Raw genomic sequence first — 21004 nt, 5'->3', positions numbered from 1 at the left:
TTTGCATCATCCGCATCATCTCCACAGGTCCTCCGCGTCCGGCGGATCTGTCGAGGGGGGACACCACCGATGGACTCTGCCGGATCCCGCATGCCCAGAACCGCCAGGACCGCCACCCTGCTCGCGGCCGCGCTCCTCGCGACCGTCGTCCCGTCGGCGGGAGCGAGCGCCGCCGCGCCGCCGGTCCCGAGGGTCGACCTCACCGTGCTCGTCGTCGACGACGGCGGCAGCGCCGTGCAGGCGATCGTCGCCGAGCTGCGCTCCACCGGCGTCCCGTACCGCCGGGTCGATCTGGCCGATTCCGGTCGCCCGGTCATCAACGCCGCCTTCCTCAGCGACACCGTCTCGGGGCGCCCCCGGGCCAAGTACCAGGGCGTCGTGCTGCCCCACGAGTCGGCCTTCGGGCCCGACTCCGCCGAGCAGGCCGCGCTCGCGGCGTACGAGACGACCTTCAAGATCCCGCAGGTCGACGCGTACACCTGGTCCCACCCCGGTGTCGGCCTCGACTACACCAACGAGGGCGGCTACTCCGGCTCCCTCGACGGCGCCACCGCCGACCTCACCGCCGTCGGCAAGGCCGGGCCGTTCCGGTACCTCGACGGGGCGGTGACCTTCGAGGACAACGACCCCGCCATCACCGAGAGCTACGGCTACGCGGGCCGCCCGCGCGAGGGCTTCACCAGCCTCCTCGACGTGCCCGTGTCCGGCGGCGGACGGGCCAGCCTGATCGGCGAGTACGCCCACGACGGGCGCCGCGAACTCGTCGTCACCTTCGCCTACAACCAGTACCAGCGGCAGTTCCGGGTCCTCGCGCGCGGCATCGTCGAGTGGCTCACCGAGGGCGTCCACCTCGGCCAGAGCCGTAACTACTTCTCCGTCCACGTCGACGACGTCTTCGCCCCCGACGCCCGCTGGGACACCGCGCGCAACTGCACCCCGGGCGACTTCGACTGCCCCGGCGGCGACGGCGAGGCCGGCGAGAACCCGATCCGGATGACCGTCGCCGACGCCACGTACGCCGCCTCCTGGCAGAAGGCCGCCGGCTTCACCCTCGACATGGTCTACAACGGCGGCCAGGGCGAGCAGTGGAAGACCGAGCACGCCGGCACCGACCCGCTCGCCACCAAGCTGATCGCCGACCGCGCCCAGTACCGCTGGATCAACCACACCTACACGCACCCCTTCCTCGGCTGCGTCCAGGACACCAGCACCGTCCCCTGGCAGTGCGCGAAGACCGCCGCCGGAGCCACCCAGTGGACCAGCCGGAGCATCATCGCCGGGCAGATCCGCGACAACCACAACTGGGCCGTCGCCAAGGGCATCTCCGTCGACCGCACCGAACTCGTCACCGGTGAGCACTCCGGCCTCAAGACCTCGCCGCAGCAGCCCGTCGACAACCCCAACCTGGCCGGCGCGCTCGCCGACAACGGCGTGAAGTGGATCGCCAGCGACAACTCCCGCGAGCCCCAGCAGCGGGCGGTCGGCGCCGCGAAGACCGTCCCGCGCCACCCGATGAACGTGTACTACAACGTGGGCACCGCCGCCGAGATGGCCGACGAGTACAACTGGATCTACACCTCGCGGGCCGACGGCGGCAGCGGGATCTGCGAGTCCAACCCGGCGTCCACCTGCCTGCCCGCCCCGCTCGACCCCGCCACCGGGTACGCCGCCCACATCGTCCCGCAGGAGGCCCGCACGGCCCTCTCCCACGTGGTGGCCAACGACCCGCGCCCGCACTACGTCCACCAGTCCAACCTGGCCGAGGACCGCATCCTCTACCCCGTCCTCGACCGGGTCCTCGCCGACTACCGGGCCCTGTACGCCGACAACGCCCCGCTGGTGAACCCCCGTCAGCGTGACGTCGGCACCGAGCTCGACCGCCGCGCCGCCTGGGACCGGGCGCTCGCGGCCGGCCAGGTCACCGCGTACCGCATCGGCACCGCCGTCACCGTCAAGGCGCCCTCCGGAGTGACCGCCCCGGTCACCGTCCCCGAGGGGACGCGCAAGCAACTCCTGCTCGGTACGGCGGTGTTCGGCACGGCCTACGCGGGAGCGCGCTCGGCCTGGACCGCCCCCGAGGTGCTCCAGTCCACGACCACGCTCAAGCTCCCGACGGCCTGACCGACGACCGTAGGACCATACGACCGTACGAACCGACCACCGTACGTTCTGGGGGGAAACGCACATGCCGAGCCGTGGCCGTCACGTCACCATGCTCACCGAAGGCACGTATCCGCACGTCCACGGGGGAGTCAGCACCTGGTGCGACCAGCTCGTGCGGGGCATGCCCGAGGTCGACTTCGAGATCCTCGCCCTCACCGGCAACGGCCGCGAACCCGTGACCTGGGAGCTGCCGTCGAACATCTCCCGTCACACCGCCTTCCCGCTCTGGGGCTCCGCCCCGGAGCGGGGGCGGGCCCCACGGGGCCGTGAGCGGCGCCGCTTCACCGACACCTACGAGCGCTTCCTGCTCTCCATCCTCGACCCCGACGCCGGCTGCGACTTCGGCGAGGGCCTCTACGCCCTCGCCGCGCTCGCCCGGCGCGGCGCACTGACCGCCGCCCTGCGCTCGGAGCGCGCGCTGCGCTCCCTGATGTGGATCTGGACCATGCCGCATCTGCCGACCGCGGCCGCCCGGCCCACGGTCCACGACGCGCTCACCGCGACCGACTTACTCGAACACGCGCTGCGCCCGCTCGCCGCCCGGATATCCGACGACTGCGTCGCGCACGCGGTCTCCAGCGGCCTGGCGACGCTGCCGGCGCTCGCCGCCCAGCACTTCGAAGGGGTGCCCTTCCTGCTCACCGAACACGGCATCTACCTCCGCGAGCGCTACCTCGGCTACCGCACCGAGGCCCAGCGCTGGCCCGTCAAGGCCCTGATGCTCGGCTTCTACCGCGAGCTCAACACCCTCGGCTACCGCAAGGCCGACCTCATCACCCCCTGCAACCAGTACAACCGGCGCTGGGAGGAGCGCGGCGGCGCCCCCACCGACCGGATCCGGACCGTCTACAACGGCGTCGACCCGCACGCGTTCCCCTACGCGGGGCCCGAGCCGGAGGTCCCCACCCTCAGCTGGTGCGGGCGCGTCGACCCGATCAAGGACCTGGAGACGCTGATCCGGGCGTACGCGATCTCCCGCGCCGAACTCCCTGAGCTGCGGCTGCGGTTGTTCGGCCCGGTCCCGGCGGGCAACGAGGACTACCGCACCCGCCTGGAGAAGCTCGCCGCCGAGCTGGGCGTGACCGACGGCATCACCTTCGAGGGCCGGGTCACCGACGTCGCCGGCGCCTACGCGGCCGGGAGCGTGGTGATGCTCTCCTCGATCAGCGAGGGGTTCCCCTTCTCGCTGATCGAGGCGATGTCCTGCGGCCGGGCCACGGTCTCCACCGATGTCGGCGGGGTACGGGAGGCCGTCGGCGACACCGGGCTCGTCGTCCCGCCCCGCGAGCCCGCCGTGATGGCCGCGGCCGTCACGGAGCTGCTGCGGGACGGGGAGCGCCGGGCCGAACTGGGGCGCAGGGCCCGGCAGCGGGTCGTCGACCGGTTCACCCTGCACCGCTCGGTGGACGGCTTCCGCCGGATCTACGGCGAACTGGCCGGCGAACCGCCCGTGCCCGCCGCGCCGGAGCCCCTGGAGGACTGGACGGTGCTGCTCACCGACCCCTGGCGGCCGGAACTCGTCGGCGGAGGGTCCCTGTCATGAGCGGGTCCCTCTGGCTGAAGAACGGCACGATGCGGGACACCCTGCCGGCGATCCCGCGCCAGCGGGTGGCGGGGGGAACGGAGCCCCTGGCCGCCGACCCGGTCGACGAACTCGCCGACCGGCTGGCCGGGTTGGCGGCCGTCGCGGTGCATCCGGACGAGATAGCCGCGATCCTGGAGTCCGACGGCATGACGGACGACCACATCCGGCTCACCTACGGCCGCGCCGACTCCTTCGCCCTCGCCGAGGACCTCTACGCGCGCGTGGAGCGCCGCCACCCCGAGCCGCAGGCCCCGCCCGCGGGGCCGTGGCACCAGGGCCTCGCCGGCTGTCTCCTGCGGGGCGTCGTCTTCGCCCTGCCCGGGCTCGCGTACGTCCTGGGGGCCCCGCTGTTCGGAGGTGCGGGAACGGTTCCGCTGCTCGCGGGCGCGGTGGCCGGCTGGGTCTGGAACCAGGCCCTTTCGCACCGCGCGTACACCTGGCTCGGGCTCGGCGACCGGGACTCCGCCGTCCGCAGCCTGCGCGTCGGCGCCCCGGCGGGCGCGCTCGTCGGCTCGGCGGTCGCCCTCGCGGCGGCGGGCCCCGGCGAGTGGCCGGTCGTCGTGTTCGCCGCGGGCCAGTCGCTCTACCTGGCGGCCGCGACCGTCCTCCTCGTCCTCGGCCGCGAACGCGCCCTGCTCTGCGCACTCGCCCCGCTGGCGGGGGCGGTACCGGCGTTCCGGTACGACGTCCCGGACGTACTCAGGATCGGACTCCCCGCGCTCTCCCTCGCGGCGGCGATCACCTTCGCGGCGCTGGTGCTGCGGGGCGGCGGGCAGCGGAAGCCCGGTGCCTCCGCAGGGCGGTTGCCGCGCGGCGGTGGCTCGCGGAGCACCGGCTCCTTCGCCTTCGTGGCGCGGCTGCTGCGCCGCCCCGGCGCGCGGTGGCCCGACGGCGGCGCGGGGGCCGGGACGCACGCGTCCGGCTTCCGGAGGCGCGGCGCCGACGCGGGCGCGCCGACCGGCCCGCGCCCGCCAGCCCCCCGCCGCCCCCGCTCAGGGCCGCCACTCGTCGCCTCCGTTCCGTACGGGCTCTTCGGGCTCGGGACCGGGCTGCTCGTGCTGTACGCGGGTGGTGACGACGCTCTCGTGACGGGGGCGGGGCCCGTGCTCGCGCTGACGCTGTCCATGGGGCCCGCCGAGTGGCTGCTGCACCGGTTCCGCCGCTTGAGCGTCGCCGGGCTGCGGACCCTGACCAGTGCCCGGGAGTTCCGGCGGGCGGCGGCGGGGGCCCTCGCGCAGTGCCTCGGCGCCTATCTCGCCGTGCTTCTCGCCCTGGCCGTCGCGGGCACCCTGGTGTGGCCCGGGGCTCCCGGGCCGCAGGGTGCCGGGCTGCTGGGGCTGCTGCTCGTCGGGGTGGTGCTCTGGCTCGGGCTGCTCCTCCAGGCCTTCGGCGCGGTGCGCGGCGCGGCCGCCGTGTGCACGCTCGCGGCGGCGGCCCAGACCTTCGTCCCGGCCTCGGGGCCACTGGTCGCCGGGGCGGCGGCCGCCGCCATGGCCGCCCTGACCTGCGCCCTGCTCGTCCGACCGACCGCCCACCGCGTCTGAGGAAGGCTCGTGAACCCCCCCAGCCCCACCCTTCTCGTGCCCTTCTACGAGCACCCCGCCGACCGCCCCGAAGCCTGGGAGGCCGTGGTCGAGGCGGCGCCGTCGTTGTACGGCGTCGTCCTCAACCCCGCGAACGGCGCGGGCACGGCCCCCGACCCCGCGTTCGCCGCCCTCGCGGCACGGCTCCGCACCGCGGGCGCCCGCGTCCTCGGCTACACCGACACCGCGTACGGGCGCCGCCCGCACGGCGAGGTCGTCGCCGAGCTGCTGCGCCACCGCGACTGGTACGGAGCCGACGGCGCCTTCCTCGACCAGGTGCCGACCGCGCCCGAGGCGCTCGGCCACGTGCGTCGCATCGGCGTCGCCGCCCGGGCCGCCGGGGCCCGCACCCTGGTGTTCAACCACGGCGCCCACCCCGACCCCGGCTACGCCGAACTCGCCGACCTGCTGGTCACCTTCGAGGGCCCCTGGGACTCCTACCGTGGCCTCGACCTCCCGGTCGCCGACCACTACTGCCACCTGGTCTACGCGGCCCCCCGCGACGCCGTTCTGACCACCCGGGTCCACTGCGCGGTCCCGGGCACGGGCGCCCACCCCTGGGGCACCCTCCCGCACGGCCTGGACCGCTCACCCGGTCCCTAGTTCAGGCCCAGCGTCAGCGCCACGAGCACCGCCGTGGCCGCCGTCTCCTCGACCGCGCCGAAGACGTCGCCCGTCACCCCGCCGAACCGCCGGACGCAGCGGCGCAGCAGCAGGGCCGCCGCCGCGAGGCCCGCGCCCGCCGCGAGCACGTGGCGGAGGGCGTCGTAAGGGGAGAACAGCGCGGCCGTCGCGGCGCACGCCGCCAGGACGGCCGCCGTGACCAGGGCCGCGGCGCGGACCGGGACGGTGCCGGCGACCATCGCGCCCAGGCCCTCGGGGCGGGCCGCCGGGATGCCCTCGCGGGAGGCGTGGGTCAGGGCGAGGCGGGCGACGGTCGCGGCGAGGGCGGCGCCGACGGCGCCGTACGCCCAGCCCTCCTCGTACAACCGGTACAGCGCGGCGACCTGGGCGAGCAGGACGAAGACGAGCGTGATCACGCCGAACGGGCCGATGTCCGACTGCTTCATGATCCGCAGCGCGTCCTCGGCGGGCTTCGCGCTGCCGAGCCCGTCCGCCGTGTCCGCGAGCCCGTCCAGGTGGAAGCCGCGGGTCAGCAGCGCCGGGACGGCCGCCGTGGCGACCGCCGCGAGCAGCGGTCCCGAGCCGAGCAGCAGGAACACTCCGCCGAGCGCGGCCGCGAACACGCCGAGGACGAGGCCCGTCAGCGGGGCCCAGAGCATGCCGGCGCGCGCCGCGTCCCGGTCCCAGCGGGTGATGCGGGCGGGCAGCACGGTGAGGGTGCCGAAGGCGAAACGCAGGCCGTCCATCCGGGCAGGGTAAGGCAGAGCCTCACGAGGTAAATTGCGCATCACGTACAAATCGGAAGCGGGTGGCATGGGTCACTGGTTCTACCGCAACTTCGTCGAGCCGGGGAAGCTCCCGCTGCTCATCGCCCTTGCCTCCTTCATGATCACCTTCCTCGTCACGCGGACCATCGTGCGGATGATCCGGGCCGGGAAGGGCCCGTTCGGCAATGTGAAGTCCGCCGGCGGGCTGCACATCCACCATGTCGTGCCGGGCGTCGTCCTCACCGTCGTCGGCGGCTTCGGCGCGGTCGCCAGCGGCCGGGAAGGGGTCACGGCCTGCGTCTTCGCGGCGGTCTTCGGGATCGGCGCGGGGCTCGTCCTGGACGAGTTCGCGCTGATCCTGCACCTCGACGACGTCTACTGGAGCGACCAGGGCCGCCAGAGCGTCGAGGTCGTGGTGTTCACCGCCGCCCTGGTCGTGCTGGTCCTCGGCGGCTTCTCGCCGCTGGGGGTCAACGAACTGACCCCGGACGAGCGGCAGAACCGGGCCACCTTCGTCCTGACGCTCCTCGTGAACTTCCTCTTCGTCCTGATCACGCTGGTCAAGGGGAAGTTCCGGCTCGCCGTCATCGGGACGCTGGTGCCGTTCGTCGCGATCGTCGGCGCCGTACGCCTCGCCCGGCCCGGCTCCTGGTGGTCCCGCCACCTCTACCGCCGGCGCCACCGGGCCCGCGCCAAGTCCCGGCTGCGCACCTACCGGCACGACCGGCGCTGGGACAGGGTGCGACGGCGCACTCAGGACGTGATCGGCGGCTTCCAGGAACGGGTGCCGGGGCGCAACTCCGGCTCGGGGTCCGCAGGGTCTTCAGGGTCCTCGGGCTCCTCAGGATCCTCCGGGTCCGCCCCGCCGCCAGGCCCCGGCGGTGGGGACTGACGGCGTTCGCGCCAGGCCAGGACCGCGATCAGTACGAGCACGGCGGCTATCGCCGCGAGGTGCTCCTTGCCCGCGAGGTTGCTCTTGATCAGCACCTCCACCACCATCGCGAGGACCACGAGCGCCCCGGTCCACCGGGCGCGGTAGCGCCAGCAGACGTACACCGCGAGGCCGACCACCGCCGCCGACGGGCCGGTGTCCACGACCCGCGCGTCGGCGGCGGGCAGCCCGAGGGGGTTGTCCGGGCCGAGCGCGATGCCCACGCGCGCGTACAGCGTCCCGGCCAGCGTCGAGAGGTACGCGACAGCAAGGGTCCGCCACCGCCCCAGACAGATCTCGGCGATGCCGAAGACCAGCAGGACCTGCGCGAGCGCGCCCCACACCGGCAGGTCGAGCGCGGGGACGAAGAGCGAGAGCGGGGTGCGCAGCAGGGCCAGCCAGAGCGGGTCCTCGGCGCGCACGGACCCGATGTTCTGGACCGGCTGGTAGCCCCAGTCCTGGTTCTGGACCACCTGGAAGACGGCCGTGAGGCAGACGGCCGCAAGCGTCATCGGGATGGCTCGCCACTTCTTCGTGACGAGCGCGGTCCGTACGGCGGTGTACAGCGGCCCCCACTCGCGGCGGGCGAAGCCCTTCAGTGCGGACTTCACCGCCGGCCCTCCAGGTGCTTGCGGTGCATCCACTTCGGCAGCCCAGGGGCCTCCAGGAAGCCCTCGGCGCGGCCGGCGGCGAGGCCGATGCGGAGCAGGTCGGCGCTCTTCTCGAAGAGCATGAAGCGGGGCTCCCAGATCGGTCGGTACTTGGCGTTGGCGCGGTACAGCGACTCGATCTGCCACCAGCGGGAGAAGAAGCTGAGCAGCGAACGCCACATCCTCAGCACGGGCCCCGCCCCGAGCTTCGAGCCACGTTCGAAGACGGACCGGAACATGGCGAAGTTGAGCGAGACCTGGGTGATCCCGATCTCCTTGGCGCGCTGGAGGAGCTCGATGACCATGAACTCCATCAGGCCGTTCTCGGAGTCCCGGTCACGGCGCATCAGGTCCAGGGAGAGGCCCTTCGGCCCCCAGGGCACGAAGGAGAGCACCGCCCGCAGCTCGCCGTCGCCATCGGTGCACTCCAGCATCACGCACCGCCCGTCGTGCGGGTCGCCGAGCCGGCCGAGCGCCATGGAGAAGCCGCGCTCGGTCGCGCCGTCGCGCCAGTCGTCGGCCTTGCGGAGCAACGCGTCCATCTCGTCGGCGGGGATGTCCTCGTGGCGCCGGATCCGTACCTCGTAACCGGCCCGCTTGACCCGGTTGTAGGCCTGCCGGACCGTCCGCATCGCGCGGCCGTCGAGCGTGAACTCGTCGGTCTCCACGATCGCCTCGTCGCCCAGCTCAAGGGCGTCCAGGCCGTGCCGGGCGTAGATGGTGCCGGCCTCCTCGCTCGCGCCCATGACGGCCGGGATCCAGCCGTGCTCGCGGGCCTCGGCGAGCCACGGCTCGATCGCGCCGGGCCAGGCCTCGGGGTCGCCGATCGGGTCGCCCGAGGCGAGCGAGACCCCGCCGACGACCCGGTAGGCGACGGCGGCCTTCGCGCTGGGCGACCACACCACGCTCTTCTCGCGGCGCAGCGCGAAGTAGCCGAGCGAGTCGCGGTCGCCGTTCTTGTCGAGGAGCGCCCGCAGCTTCTCCTCGTCGTCGTCGGTGAGCGGGTCGACGGCCCGGCGGGAGCGGAACGCGGCGTACAGCACGGCGATGATCAGCAGCGTGGAGAGCACGTTGATGACGACGTTGACCCAGCCGGGGGTGGCGATCCCGTCGAAGGCCGAGTCGTCGGCGGCCAGGGTGATCAGCCGCATCACGCCGTACCGCCAGCGCTCCAGGAAGGTGGAGGTGCCGGTGGAGGTGTTGGTGACGGTGACCAGCACGGCGGCGAGCAGCGAGGTGACCAGCAGGCCGCCGACCGCCACGACGGCGGCCAGCCAGGGGTTGGAGCGGTCGCCCTTCGCGTAGAACTCCTTGCGGCCGAGGATCAGCGCGAGGACGAACGCGGCGGTGAGGACGAGCGAGATCCAGTTCTGGGCGTGCTGCCTGATCTCGGGGAAGAACATCGCGAAGGCGAAGAGCAGCAGGAAGAGCCCGCTGAGGACGATGTTGAGGATCCACGCGGCGCGTTTGCGGCGGCGCATGGTGATCGCCAGGAAGAGCGTGAAGACGCCCGAGGCGAAGCCCGCCGTCAGCATGTACGGAGTGAAGTAGTTGTCCGTGTTGTGCCGACGGAGGTCCTGGCCGAGGGAGACCCACACGGCGCTCAGGAAATTGATGAACGTGACGGCGCGCAGGTACCAGACGGCGAACGCGGCGCTGCGCCGCGAACGGGCCGTGCCCCTGGGCGTTCCTTCGGTGGACAAACGGACCTCTCCCATGAAAAGCGATCATATGGGGCGTCGCTCGTCATGGCGGGGCGCCGGAAGCAGCCGCCGTACGTGGCGGTCCTGCCTCCGGCGCCGTGATCCGCCTAGTTCTCCTCGTCCGGCGAGTCCGCCGTGCCGTCCGGGACATCCTCCGGAGTGGTCGGCTCCGGCTTCTCGGGCAGCTCCGCCGCCAGTGCGGCGGCGGCCTGGACGAGGGGAAGAGCGAGCAAAGCCCCGGTTCCCTCGCCCACAGTGACGCCGTGATCGAGCAGCGGGTTGAGTGCCATCCGGTCCAACGCCTTCGCCTGCGCCGGCTCACCGCTCACCTGACCCGCCAGCCACCAGTCCGGCGCCCGGAACGCCGCCCGCTGCGCCACCAGCGCACAGGCCGCGCCCACCACGCCGTCCAGGATCACCGGCATCCGGCGCACCGCGCTCTGCAGCAGGAAGCCCGTCATCGCCGCCAGGTCCGCCCCGCCGACCGCGCCGAGCAGCGCCAGCTGGTCGCCCAGGACCGGCCGGGCGCGCCGCAGCGAGTCCCGGACCGCCGCGCACTTGCGCATCCACGCCAGGTCGTCGATGCCCGCGCCGCCCCGGCCGGTGACCACCGAGGCGTCCGTCCCGCACAGGGCCGCGATCAGCGTCGACGCGGGCGTCGTACCGCCCACGCTCAGATCGCCGAGCACGACCAGATCCGTACCGGAGTCGGCCTCCTCGTCCGCGATCGCCACCCCGAGCCGGATCGCCGCCTCGGTCTCCTCGGCGCTCATCGCGTCCTCGATGTCGATCCGGCCGCTGCCGCGCCGCACCCGGTGCCGGACCACATCGGCGGGCAGCAGCTCCGGCTCGCAGTCCAGACCGGCGTCCACCACCCGTACCGGCACGCGCGCGCTGCGCGCGAGGACCGCGAGCGGGCTCGCCCCGTCGAGCACCGAGCGGACCAGCTCGTACGCCGTACCGGCCGGGCGGCCCGACACCCCGAGCGAGGCCACCCCGTGGTCGCCCGCGAAGAGCACCGCCTTCGGCTGCTCGATCGCCCGCACCTTGACCGAACCCTGCGCCGCCGAGAGCCACTCGCCGAGCTCGTCGAGCCGGCCGAGCGCGCCGGGCGGAACGATCAGCCGCTCCCGGCGTTCCTCGGCGTCACGCCGCACCCCACCGTCGGGGCGCTCGATCAGATCGGAGAAGTCGTCCAGGTTCAAGGCTCGTCCTCGTGGCGTCGGCTGTGGCCAATGGGTGATCGAACCCTACCCGCGCAGCATCAGGGCCTGCCCCGAGACGACCAGGAGCACCTGCTCGCACTCGTCCCCGAAGGCCGCGTTCAGCCGCCCCAGCTCGTCCCGGAACCGCCGCCCGGCCGCGGTGGCGGGGACGACCCCCGAGCCCACCTCGTTGGTCACGGCGACGACCGTACGGGGCGTGGCGCGCACCGCCGCCACCAGCTCCTCGACCCGCCCGCGCAGCGCCTCCTGGCCCCCGCTCGCCCACCGCTCCTCCTCCCAGGCGCCCACCGTGTCCATGGCGTCCGTCAGCCACAGCGACAGACAGTCGATCAGGAGCGCGGGCCCCTCGGTCGCGAGCAGCGGTACGAGGTCGCAGGTCTCGGACGTACGCCAGGAGCCCGGCCGCCGGTCCCGGTGCAGGGCCACCCGCTGCGCCCACTCCGGGTCCTCCTCCCGGGTCCCGCTCGTCGCCACGTACAGCACCTCGGGGAAGGTCTCCAGACGCCGCTCGGCCTCCACCGACTTGCCCGACCGCGCCCCGCCGGTCACCAGCGTGCGGCGCGGCACGTCGGGCACGGCGTGGTACTCGCCGACGTACAGCGTCGTGCCGTCCTCCACCGCCCGCGCCCCGGCCGCCGCGAGCCGCCGGTCCAGCTCGCGGCCGTTCGGGACGTCGTGGTCGAGGTGGACGGCGATCACGTCGGTGCTCGCCCCGACCGCCCCGGTCGCCCGCAGCCGCGCCAGGGCCTCCGGCCGGCCCGTGACGTCCATGACGACCATGTCGTACGGCGGCCGGTGATCCTCCGGCAGACCGGCGGGAGAGCCCCCGGGCGGCAGGTAGAGCAGCCGCTCGCCCTCCGCCGAGGTCACCTCGTACCCCGTACCGGGGGAGTCCATCGGCACCGCGCGCACCCGGTGCCCGCTGATCAGCGTCAACTCCCGGCCGTCCGGCACCCTTCCGGCCGCCGGAAGCCCGGCCGGCACCTCCACCGCGGGCCCGTCGTGCGGGTGCGTGAGCAGCACCTGCCGTACGCCGACCAGCGAGTGCCCCGACCGGGCCGCGGCCAGCGCGGCGCCCGGCGTCAGGTCGAGCAGCAGCGCCTCGTCCACCAGGAGCGCGGTCGCGGCGCGCGCCTGGGGGCCGCGGGAGGTCGCGCAGACGGCGCAGGGGCATTCGGGGCGGGGGAGCCCGACGGGGGCGCCGGTGCCGAGCAGAGTCAGTTCCACCCAATGATCCTCCCGCGACACCGCGAGGGGTGCGCGCCCGGCTACGCTGCGGGCAGGAAACCGATCATCCGGTGAGCCTCAGGAGGCGGACATGGCATGGACGTGGCGGTTCGAGAAGGCCGACGGCACGGAGACCGCTCCCTCGGTGGAACCGGAGGACTGGACGACCCAGGGCGACGCCGAGTCCTGGATCGGTGAGGTCTGGAAGGACCTCCTGGAGGGCGGCACGGAACAGGCGTCGCTCTTCGAGGACGACACGAAGATCTACACGATGTCCCTCCGCGAGGCGGCGGAGAGCTAGGACGTGCTGCCCACGGCCCCGGCACGCCGGGGCCGTGCGCTGCGGGGCCACATCAGGGGGCCGCAGCACCCCCGAAGTCCCGCCTCAGCCGCCCCGTACCCCGCACAGGTGCAGCAGCGCCGCCACCCTGCGGTACGGCTCCGTCCGGCCCGCGCGGTCCTCCGCGGTGAGCAGACGTTCGAGCTCCTCGGCGGCCGGCAGGCCCACCTCGCCCGGCACGCCGTCGGTGAAGACCCGCACGCCGTACCAGGTGTGCAGCGGCGCCGCGATCCCCGCCAGCGTGGACGTCAGCGCGTCGAGCCGGTCGGCCCGCACCTTCGCGCCGTTGCGGTCGGTGTACGTGTCGGAGTCGAAGCCGGTCAGCGCGTCCGACCAGGCCCCGGCGAGCCCCGGCCGCATGGCGAGGGCGTCGGCGTTCCGTACGACGAGGGAGAGCAGACCGCCGGGCGCCAGCATCCGGGCGAGCCCGGCGAGCAGCGCGTCCGGCTCGTCCGCGTACATCAGCACGCCGTGGCAGAGCACGACGTCGAAGCTGCCCGGCAGGAAGTGGACGCCGGTCTCGCGGCCGTCGCCCTCGATCAGCCGGACCCGCTCACGGATCCCGGCCGGTTCGGTGGCCAGCGCCTCGCGCGCCGCCTTGAGCAGTTCAGGATCGGACTCCAGGCCGGTCACCGTGTGACCGGCCCTGGCGAGGCGCAGGGCCTGGGCGCCATGCCCCATGCCCGCGTCCAGGATCCGCAGCCGCTGCCCCACCGGGTAGCGGCCGGTTATCTGCTCGTCGAGCTGGCGCGCGACGAGCTCCTGGCGGACGGTCTCGCGCAGCCCGCCGTACCCGCTCGGCCACGGGGAGGTGGCGGCGGCCAAGGGGCCGCCGGCCGTGCCGGACTGGGAGCTGTCCGTGCCGACGTCCGCGCTCAGGGCCGCTCTCCGCGCTTGACCTGCGGCTTCGGCAGTCGCAGTCGGCGCATCTGGAGCGTACGCATCAGGCCGTAGGCAATGGCTCCGCGCTTCGGCTCGTTCGGGAAGCGCTCGTTGAGCTGCTTCTTCAGACGGAGCCAGATGCCGATCGAGTCGATGACGATCATCACGATCACACCGAGCCAGAGCAGCAGGGAGACGTTCTGCAGCACCGGGACGCGGACCATCGACAGCACGAGGATCACCACGGCCATCGGCAGGAAGAACTCCGCGATGGCGAAGCGCGAGTCGACGAAGTCGCGCACGAAGCGGCGCACCGGACCCTTGTCGCGGGCCGGCAGATAGCGCTCGTCACCGCTCGCCAGCGCCTCGCGCTGTCGGGCCAGGTCGGAGCGGCGCGCCTCGCGCTGGCGCTTGGCGGCCTCCTTGCGGTCGGTCGGCACCGTCGCGGCGCGACGGCGCTGGGTCTGCGCCTCACTCCGCTTCGGCGTCGGGCGGCCCTTGGGGGCCTCGGGGTCGCGGGTCTGCTTGGAGAAGTCCACGCTCACCTTGTCGGTGGCGGCCTTCTCTTCCTTGGAACGGCTACGGAACACAGAACCCAGAGTACGTGGTGGGGGGTGTGGACCCCAGTGCGGGCGGGAACGATCTGGTATCGGCCCGCGTCTGTGGGGGTACGCACGGACGACACGCACGGTTTCCCCGAGGTCCATCTACACCCTGGGCCGGAGAGAGCCCGACCGCACTCGTCCTTGGGGAGGAGCACATCCGCCCCCGAACAGTGCGGTAATGGAGACAGGGACCGTACTGTGGATCCTGTTGGAGAGCTTGAGCCGAGTCCGTCAGAAGGGGGCGCGCGAAGCCCATGAGCGGTGTGATGAAGCGTATGGGGATGATCTTCCGCGCGAAGGCAAACAAGGCCCTTGACCGGGCCGAGGATCCGCGCGAGACCCTCGATTACTCCTACCAGAAGCAGCTGGAGCTCCTGCAGAAGGTCCGGCGGGGCGTCGCCGACGTGGCGACCTCGCGCAAGCGGCTCGAACTGCAGCTGAACCAGCTCCAGGGCCAGTCCTCGAAGCTGGAGGACCAGGGCCGCAAGGCGCTGGCGCTCGGCCGTGAGGACCTGGCCCGTGAGGCGCTCTCCCGGCGCGCCGCCCTGCAGCAGCAGGTGAGCGACCTCGAAGTGCAGCACCAGACGCTGCAGGGCGAGGAGGAGAAGCTCACGCTGGCGGCCCAGCGGCTGCAGGCCAAGGTCGACGCCTTCCGTACGAAGAAGGAGACGATCAAGGCGACCTACACGGCGGCCCAGGCGCAGACCCGGATCGCCGAGTCCTTCTCCGGCATCTCCGAGGAGATGAGCGACGTCGGCGTGGCCATCCAGCGCGCCGAGGACAAGACCGCCCAGCTCCAGGCGCGGGCCGGCGCGATCGACGAGCTGCTCGCCTCGGGCGCGCTCGACGACCAGTCGGGCCTGGCCAAGGACGACATCCAGGCGGAGCTCGACCGGCTCTCCGGCGGTACGGACGTCGAGCTGGAGCTCCAGCGGATGAAGGCGGAGCTGGCCGGCGGACCCTCGGCCTCGAAGCAGGCCATCGAGGGCGGCAACGGCACGGCCACGCCGCAGGACCAGCAGCAGTCCCAGCCCCGCTTCGACAAGCAGTAGAGCCCGGCTTCGGCAAGCGATAGCGAGCAGGAACGAGCCCGAAGGAACGCGTCATGATCGTACGGATCATGGGGGAGGGCCAGTGGAAGCTGGCCGACAGTCACCTCGTCGAGCTGAACAAGCTCGACGACGAGCTGCTCGACGAGATGGAGTCGGGGGACGACGAGGGCTTCCACCGGACCCTGTCCGCGCTCCTCGACGAGGTCCGCCGGATCGGCGAACCCCTCCCCGACGACGCCCTGGAACCCTCCGAGCTGATCCTGCCGGCGCCGGACGCGACCCTCGAAGAGGTTCGCGCGATGCTCCGCGACGACGGCCTTATCCCGGGCTGAGCCGCACTCTCCGACACATCGGTGCCCCGCCCCTCCGCACCGGAGGAGTGGGGCACCGGTGCGTTCCACCCCGTACCGTTGCCTGTCGTGACCACCCTCGACAGCGGCTTCGCGCGGGGCCGGCAGTGGCTGCGGGCGCACCCCCTCGCCTTCGACGCGGCGCTCGCGCTCGGCGCGCTCGTCTGCATGATCACCGCGTCCTTCGCCGACCCCCACGGCAGCCCGAACGGCCCCACCTTCGGCGACCGCACCCCCGACATGGGCAGCGTGGGCCTCATGGTGCTCGGCGCCGCCGCCCTCGTCCTGCGGCGCCGCGACCCGCTCGCCGTGCTGGCCTTCACGGGCGCGGTCACCCTCGTCGAGCTGATCGTCGACGACCGGCCCGCGCCCGTCGTGATGAGCGCCGTGATCGCGGTCTTCACGGTCGCCGCCCGCACCGACCGGCCCACCACCTGGCGGGTCGGCCTGATCACCATGGCCGTGCTCACCGGCGCCTCGATGCTCTTCGGGCCGACGCCCTGGTACGCGCAGGAGAACCTGGGCGTCTTCGCCTGGACCGGCATGGCCGCGGCCGCCGGTGACGCCGTGCGCAGCCGCCGCGCCTTCGTCGACGCCATACGGGAGCGGGCCGAGCGCGCCGAGCGGACCCGCGAGGAGGAGGCCCGCCGCCGGGTCGCCGAGGAGCGGCTGCGGATCGCCCGCGATCTGCACGACGTCGTCGCCCACCACATCGCCCTGGTCAACGTCCAGGCCGGGGTGGCCGCCCACGTCATGGACAAGCGGCCCGACCAGGCCAAGGAGGCCCTCGGGCACGTCCGGGCCGCCAGCCGCTCCGCCCTCGACGAGCTGCGGGCCACCGTCGGGCTGCTGCGCCAGTCCGGCGACCCCGAGGCCCCCACCGAACCGGCGCCCGGCCTCACCGTCCTCGACGAGCTCCTCACCACGTTCCGCAACGCCGGCCTCCCCGTGGAGCTGGCCTGCGCCGACGACGACACCGCCCCCCTGAGCCACCGGCCGGGAGGCGCCCCGACGGCGCTCCGGCTGCCGGCGGCCGTCGACCTCGCCGCGTACCGGATCATCCAGGAGGCCCTGACCAATGTGCGCAAGCACGCGGGCCCGGGCGCCAAGGCCGAGGTGAGCGTGATCAGGGTCGGCCGTACGGTCGAGATCACCGTCCTCGACAACGGTGTACCGCAGCCGACGCCGTCCGCCGACACCGGCGGCCACGGGCTGCTCGGCATGCGCGAGCGGGTCACCGCCCTCGGCGGCACGCTGACCGCGGCACCCCGCTACGGCGGCGGCTTCCGGGTACAGGCGATACTGCCCGCTACGGCCCGTACGGGGGAGGACGCATGACCATCCGGGTACTGCTCGCCGACGACCAGGCCCTGCTCCGCAGCGCCTTCAAGGTCCTCGTGAACTCCGAACCGGACATGGAGGTCGTCGCCGAGGCCGCCGACGGTGCCGAGGCCGTCGCCCTCGCCCGCTCCACCCGGGCCGACGTCGTCCTGATGGACATCCGGATGCCCGGCACGGACGGGCTCGCCGCCACCCGGCTGATCACGGCGGACCCGGAGCTGTCCGGCGTACGGATCGTCATGCTGACCACCTTCGAGGTGGACGAGTACGTCGTGCAGTCGCTCCGTGCCGGGGCCTCCGGCTTCCTCGGAAAGGGCGCGGAACCGGACGAACTGCTCAACGCCATCAGGATCGCCGCCGCCGGGGAGGCCCTCCTCTCGCCCGTGGCGACCAAAGGGCTGATCGCCAAGTTCCTCGCCCAGGGCGGCAGTTCGGACCCCGACGGCGAGGACGGCGCGCCGGCGTACTCGCAGCGCCTGGCCGCCCTCACCACCCGGGAACGCGAGGTCCTCGTCCTCGTCGCCGGCGGCCACTCCAACGACGAGATCGCCGAACGCCTGGAGGTCAGCCCCCTCACGGTGAAGACCCACGTCAACCGGACGATGGCCAAACTCGGGGCACGGGACCGCGCCCAGCTGGTCGTCACGGCCTACGAGTCGGGGCTGGTACGTCCAAGGGTGGAGTGAGGGAGTACTCCGGCGTACTCCAGACGCGGTATGCGCGGCATAAGGAATTGAGCCCCGGGGCCGAGGATCCGCTGCCTCTCATGGCTGATGGTGTATTCGGGCAGCCATCACCGCCCGCCTGCCGAGCACGCCACAGAAGAGAGACCCCATGTCCTGGCTGTCCAGATTCAGCCTCGCGCAACGGGCCCTGATCGGGCTGATGTCCATCGTCGCCATCGTCTTCGGGGCGATAGCCATCCCGCAGCTGAAGCAGCAACTGCTGCCCTCGATCGAGCTGCCGATGGTCTCGGTCCTCGCCCCCTACCAGGGCGCGTCCCCCGACGTGGTCGAGAAGCAGGTCGTCGAACCGCTCGAATCCACCATCAAGGCCGTCGACGGCATCAAGGGCGTCACGTCCACCGCCTCCGAGGGCAACGCCGTCATCATGGCCACCTTCGACTACGGCGACGAGGGCACCAAGCAGCTCGTCGCCGACGTCCAGCAGGCCGTGAACCGCGCGCGCGTCGCGCTGCCCGACGGTGTCGACCCGCAGGTCGTCGCCGGTTCCACCGACGACATCCCGACCGTCGTCCTCGCCGTCACCTCCGACAAGGACCAGCAGGCGCTCGCCGACCAGCTGGAGCGCACCGTCGTCCCCGCCCTGGAGGACATCGACGGCGTCGGCCAGGTCTCCATCGACGGCGTCCAGGACCTCCAGGTCTCCGTCACCCCCGACGACGCCAAGCTCGCGGCGGCCGGCCTGAACGCCGGCAAGCTCGCCGAGGCCATCCGCTCCGGCGGCGGCACGGTGCCGGCCGGTTCGTTCTCCGAGGACGGCAAGAGCCGCACGGTCCAGGTCGGCGGCGGCTTCACCTCGCTGCAGCAGCTCCAGGAGCTGCGGATCAAGCCCGAGCAGGGCAAGGCGGTCCGCCTCGCCGACGTGGCCGAGGTGAAGCAGGAGGAGGCCTCCCGGGTCTCCATCACCCGTACCAACGGCAAGCCGAGCCTCGCCGTGATGGCCACCATGGACAACGACGGCAGCGCCGTCGCCATCTCCGACGCCGTCAAGGAGAAGCTGCCCGAGCTCCGCAAGGACCTCGGCGCGGGCGCCGAGCTGACCGTCGTCTCCGACCAGGGCCCGGCCGTCTCCAAGTCGATCTCCGGTCTGACCACGGAGGGCGCGCTCGGCCTTGTCATGGCCGTCCTGGTGATCCTGCTCTTCCTGACCTCGATCCGCTCCACGCTGGTCACCGCGGTCTCGATCCCGCTCTCGGTCGTCCTGGCCCTGATCGTGCTGTGGACCCGTGACCTGTCGCTCAACATGCTGACCCTGGGCGCCCTCACCATCGCCATCGGCCGGGTCGTCGACGACTCGATCGTGGTCCTGGAGAACATCAAGCGGCACCTCGGCTACGGCGAGGAGCGCGAGTCGGCGATCATCACCGCCGTCCGCGAGGTCGCGGGCGCGGTGACCTCCTCCACGCTCACCACGGTCGCGGTCTTCCTGCCGATCGGTCTGGTCGGCGGCATGGTCGGCGAGCTGTTCGGCTCGTTCAGCCTGACGGTCACCGCCGCCCTGCTCGCCTCGCTCCTCGTCTCGCTCACCGTCGTCCCGGTCCTCTCGTACTGGTTCCTGCGCGCCCCCAAGGGCACGTCGGAGAACCCGGACGAGGCCCGGCGCCTCGCGGAGGAGAAGGAGAACAAGAGCAGGCTGCAGCGCCTGTACGTCCCGGTCCTGCGGTTCGCGACCCGGCGCCGCCTCACCAGCGTCGCGATCGCGGTCGTCGTCCTGGTCGGCACCTTCGGCATGGCCCCGCTCCTGAAGACGAACTTCTTCGACCAGGGCGAGCAGGAGGTCATGAGCATCAAGCAGGAGCTGGCTCCGGGCACCAGCCTCGCGGCGGCCGACGAGGCCGCGAAGAAGGTCGAGCAGGTCATCGCCGCCACCGACGGCGTGAAGGACTACCAGGTCACCGTCGGCTCCTCGGGCTTCATGGCCGCCTTCGGCGGCGGCACGGGCGCCAACCAGGCCTCGTACCAGCTGACCCTGGACGACTCGGCCTCGTACGAGAAGACCCGGGACGCGATCGACGCGGCCCTCGGCAAGCTCGACGGCATCGGCGACACCACGATCGCGGCCGGCGACGGCTTCGGCAGCCAGGACCTCAGCGTGGTGGTCAAGGCCTCCGACGCGGACACCCTGAAGAAGGCGTCCGAGGCGGTCAAGGCCGAGGTCTCCAAGCTCGACGACGTCACCGACGTCCAGAGCGACCTCTCGCAGTCCGTGCCGCGCATCTCGGTCAAGGCGAACGCGAAGGCGGCGGAGCTCGGCTTCGACGACACGACCCTCGGCATGGCCGTCGCGCAGGCGGTCCGGGGCACCCCGGCCGGCAAGGCGATCCTGAACGACACCGAGCGGGACATCGTCCTGACCTCGGCGAAGCAGGCCACCACGATGGCGAGCCTGAAGGCGCTGCCGTTCGGCCCGGTCAAGCTCGGCGACATCGCCGAGGTCAAGCTCGTTCCCGGCCCGGTCTCGATGACCCGGATCGACGGCTCGCGGGCCGCGACGATCTCGGCCAAGCCGACCGGTGACAACACCGGCGCGGTGAGCACCGAGCTCCAGTCGAAGATCAGCGCGCTCGACCTGCCGGAGGGCGCGACCGCGTCCATCGGCGGTGTCTCCGAGGACCAGTCCGAGGCCTTCGTCAACCTGGGCCTGGCGATGCTCGCGGCGATCGCGATCGTCTTCATGCTCCTGGTCGCGACCTTCAAGTCGCTGATCCAGCCGCTGATCCTGCTGGTGTCGATCCCGTTCGCGGCGACCGGCGCGATCGGTCTGCTCGTGATCACGGGTACGGCGATGGGTGTGCCGGCGATGATCGGCATGCTGATGCTGATCGGCATCGTCGTGACCAACGCGATCGTCCTGATCGACCTGATCAACCAGTACCGGGCGCAGGGCCTGAGCGTCGTCGAGGCGGTCGTCGAAGGCGGCCGGCACCGACTGCGCCCGATCCTGATGACGGCCCTGGCGACGATCTTCGCGCTGCTCCCGATGGCGCTCGGCATCACCGGCGAGGGCGGCTTCATCGCGCAGCCGCTCGCGGTGGTCGTGATCGGCGGTCTGATCACGTCGACGCTGCTGACGCTGCTCCTGGTCCCGACGCTCTACGCGATGGTGGAGCTCCGCAAGGAGCGCCGCGCGAAGAAGAAGGCGGCCAAGAAGGCGAAGAAGGGCAAGAAGGGCGACGGCTCGTCGGACAACCCGAAGCAGGAGGACACGAACCCTGCGGACGCGACCTTCCTG

At 72.7% G+C, this 21004-nt stretch carries 17 protein-coding genes and 1 pseudogene; 11 read left to right on the top strand and 7 right to left on the bottom strand.

Going from position 1 to position 21004, the window contains the following annotated elements:
• The first annotated feature begins 90 nt into the window (after positions 1–90).
• From ACFWRO_RS35515 to ACFWRO_RS35500, 4 genes are all read left to right on the top strand, one after another.
• Positions 91–2121 carry a hypothetical protein gene (locus ACFWRO_RS35515; protein ID WP_384518316.1) on the top strand — a complete coding sequence of 677 codons (2031 nt, stop codon included), beginning with the start codon at positions 91–93 and terminating at the stop codon, positions 2119–2121.
• A gap of 64 nt (positions 2122–2185) precedes the next feature.
• The gene (pelF, locus tag ACFWRO_RS35510) at positions 2186–3706 is read left to right on the top strand and encodes a GT4 family glycosyltransferase PelF (RefSeq protein ID WP_384518313.1); all 1521 of its coding nucleotides are present in this window, start codon (positions 2186–2188) and stop codon (positions 3704–3706) included.
• Complete coding sequence (locus tag ACFWRO_RS35505) at positions 3703–5292, top strand: hypothetical protein (protein WP_384518311.1); 1590 nt, start codon at positions 3703–3705, stop codon at positions 5290–5292. Before pelF ends, ACFWRO_RS35505 begins: the two co-directional genes overlap by 4 nt.
• Before the next feature lie 9 nt (positions 5293–5301).
• Complete coding sequence (locus tag ACFWRO_RS35500) at positions 5302–5934, top strand: spherulation-specific family 4 protein (protein ID WP_384518308.1); 633 nt, start codon at positions 5302–5304, stop codon at positions 5932–5934.
• On the opposite strand, the gene cobS is transcribed toward ACFWRO_RS35500, so the two are convergent.
• Positions 5931–6701: an adenosylcobinamide-GDP ribazoletransferase gene (cobS, locus tag ACFWRO_RS35495; RefSeq protein WP_384518305.1), complete on the bottom strand. Its 771-nt coding sequence runs from the start codon at positions 6699–6701 to the stop codon at positions 5931–5933. The two genes, ACFWRO_RS35500 and cobS, sit on opposite strands and share 4 nt — an antisense overlap.
• A gap of 67 nt (positions 6702–6768) precedes the next feature.
• On the opposite strand from cobS, the pseudogene ACFWRO_RS35490 reads away from it, so the two are divergent.
• Positions 6769–7512 (top strand): annotated as a pseudogene (locus tag ACFWRO_RS35490) (hypothetical protein); the annotation flags it as partial.
• Here ACFWRO_RS35490 and ACFWRO_RS35485 read toward each other — a convergent pair.
• The 4 genes from ACFWRO_RS35485 to ACFWRO_RS35470 all read right to left on the bottom strand — a co-directional run bounded on the left by ACFWRO_RS35485 (position 7476) and on the right by ACFWRO_RS35470 (position 12459).
• Positions 7476–8264, bottom strand: coding sequence for a hypothetical protein (locus ACFWRO_RS35485; protein ID WP_384518302.1), 789 nt, complete (start codon positions 8262–8264; stop codon positions 7476–7478). The pseudogene ACFWRO_RS35490 and the gene ACFWRO_RS35485 sit on opposite strands and share 37 nt — an antisense overlap.
• On the bottom strand, positions 8261–10021 hold the full coding sequence (locus tag ACFWRO_RS35480; RefSeq protein WP_384518300.1) for a phosphatidylglycerol lysyltransferase domain-containing protein: 1761 nt from the start codon (positions 10019–10021) through the stop codon (positions 8261–8263). Before ACFWRO_RS35480 ends, ACFWRO_RS35485 begins: the two co-directional genes overlap by 4 nt.
• A gap of 92 nt (positions 10022–10113) precedes the next feature.
• The gene (cobT, locus tag ACFWRO_RS35475; protein ID WP_384518297.1) at positions 10114–11211 is read right to left on the bottom strand and encodes a nicotinate-nucleotide--dimethylbenzimidazole phosphoribosyltransferase; all 1098 of its coding nucleotides are present in this window, start codon (positions 11209–11211) and stop codon (positions 10114–10116) included.
• Positions 11212–11256: 45 nt separating this feature from the next.
• On the bottom strand, positions 11257–12459 hold the full coding sequence (locus tag ACFWRO_RS35470) for a bifunctional adenosylcobinamide kinase/adenosylcobinamide-phosphate guanylyltransferase (RefSeq protein WP_384518295.1): 1203 nt from the start codon (positions 12457–12459) through the stop codon (positions 11257–11259).
• Between the two features lie 91 nt (positions 12460–12550).
• Here ACFWRO_RS35470 and ACFWRO_RS35465 point away from each other — a divergent pair, with 91 nt between their 5' ends.
• Positions 12551–12760 (top strand): hypothetical protein, encoded by a 210-nt coding sequence (locus ACFWRO_RS35465; RefSeq protein WP_362013438.1) that lies wholly within the window; start codon positions 12551–12553, stop codon positions 12758–12760.
• 84 nt (positions 12761–12844) lie between these two features.
• Here ACFWRO_RS35465 and ACFWRO_RS35460 read toward each other — a convergent pair whose 3' ends face one another.
• Complete coding sequence (locus ACFWRO_RS35460; RefSeq protein WP_384518292.1) at positions 12845–13624, bottom strand: class I SAM-dependent methyltransferase; 780 nt, start codon at positions 13622–13624, stop codon at positions 12845–12847.
• Positions 13625–13674: 50 nt separating this feature from the next.
• The gene (locus tag ACFWRO_RS35455; RefSeq protein ID WP_384518289.1) at positions 13675–14271 is read right to left on the bottom strand and encodes a DUF3043 domain-containing protein; all 597 of its coding nucleotides are present in this window, start codon (positions 14269–14271) and stop codon (positions 13675–13677) included.
• Between the two features lie 269 nt (positions 14272–14540).
• Between ACFWRO_RS35455 and ACFWRO_RS35450 the strand changes: the two genes are divergently transcribed.
• The 5 genes from ACFWRO_RS35450 to ACFWRO_RS35430 all read left to right on the top strand — a co-directional run.
• A complete protein-coding gene (locus ACFWRO_RS35450) occupies positions 14541–15338 on the top strand; it encodes a PspA/IM30 family protein (RefSeq protein WP_362013434.1) in 798 nt (265 codons plus the stop codon).
• Positions 15339–15391: 53 nt separating this feature from the next.
• A complete protein-coding gene (locus tag ACFWRO_RS35445) occupies positions 15392–15670 on the top strand; it encodes a hypothetical protein (RefSeq protein ID WP_384518286.1) in 279 nt (92 codons plus the stop codon).
• A gap of 87 nt (positions 15671–15757) precedes the next feature.
• The gene (locus tag ACFWRO_RS35440; RefSeq protein WP_384518283.1) at positions 15758–17026 is read left to right on the top strand and encodes a sensor histidine kinase; all 1269 of its coding nucleotides are present in this window, start codon (positions 15758–15760) and stop codon (positions 17024–17026) included.
• A complete protein-coding gene (locus ACFWRO_RS35435) occupies positions 17023–17715 on the top strand; it encodes a response regulator (RefSeq protein ID WP_384518280.1) in 693 nt (230 codons plus the stop codon). The genes ACFWRO_RS35440 and ACFWRO_RS35435 overlap by 4 nt, the downstream gene beginning before the upstream one ends.
• A gap of 148 nt (positions 17716–17863) precedes the next feature.
• Positions 17864–21004 (top strand): efflux RND transporter permease subunit (locus ACFWRO_RS35430; RefSeq protein ID WP_384518277.1); only part of this gene is annotated, 3141 nt, incomplete at its 3' end.

The organism is Streptomyces sp. NPDC058579 (assembly GCF_042718575.1).
In the GTDB taxonomy this organism is placed as follows: domain Bacteria; phylum Actinomycetota; class Actinomycetes; order Streptomycetales; family Streptomycetaceae; genus Streptomyces.
The sequence above is the reverse complement of the archived record's forward strand: the minus strand, read 5'-3'. Positions and strand labels throughout refer to the sequence as shown.

Coding starts and splice junctions, on each gene's coding strand:
- ACFWRO_RS35505 (WP_384518311.1), top strand. CDS start 3,703: ATGAGCGGGTCCCTCTGGCTGAAGAACGGCACGATGCGGGACACCCTG.
- ACFWRO_RS35480 (WP_384518300.1), bottom strand. CDS start 10,021: ATGGGAGAGGTCCGTTTGTCCACCGAAGGAACGCCCAGGGGCACGGCC.
- ACFWRO_RS35515 (WP_384518316.1), top strand. CDS start 91: ATGCCCAGAACCGCCAGGACCGCCACCCTGCTCGCGGCCGCGCTCCTC.
- ACFWRO_RS35435 (WP_384518280.1), top strand. CDS start 17,023: ATGACCATCCGGGTACTGCTCGCCGACGACCAGGCCCTGCTCCGCAGC.
- ACFWRO_RS35445 (WP_384518286.1), top strand. CDS start 15,392: ATGATCGTACGGATCATGGGGGAGGGCCAGTGGAAGCTGGCCGACAGT.
- ACFWRO_RS35465 (WP_362013438.1), top strand. CDS start 12,551: ATGGCATGGACGTGGCGGTTCGAGAAGGCCGACGGCACGGAGACCGCT.
- cobS (WP_384518305.1), bottom strand. CDS start 6,701: ATGGACGGCCTGCGTTTCGCCTTCGGCACCCTCACCGTGCTGCCCGCC.
- pelF (WP_384518313.1), top strand. CDS start 2,186: ATGCCGAGCCGTGGCCGTCACGTCACCATGCTCACCGAAGGCACGTAT.
- ACFWRO_RS35450 (WP_362013434.1), top strand. CDS start 14,541: ATGAGCGGTGTGATGAAGCGTATGGGGATGATCTTCCGCGCGAAGGCA.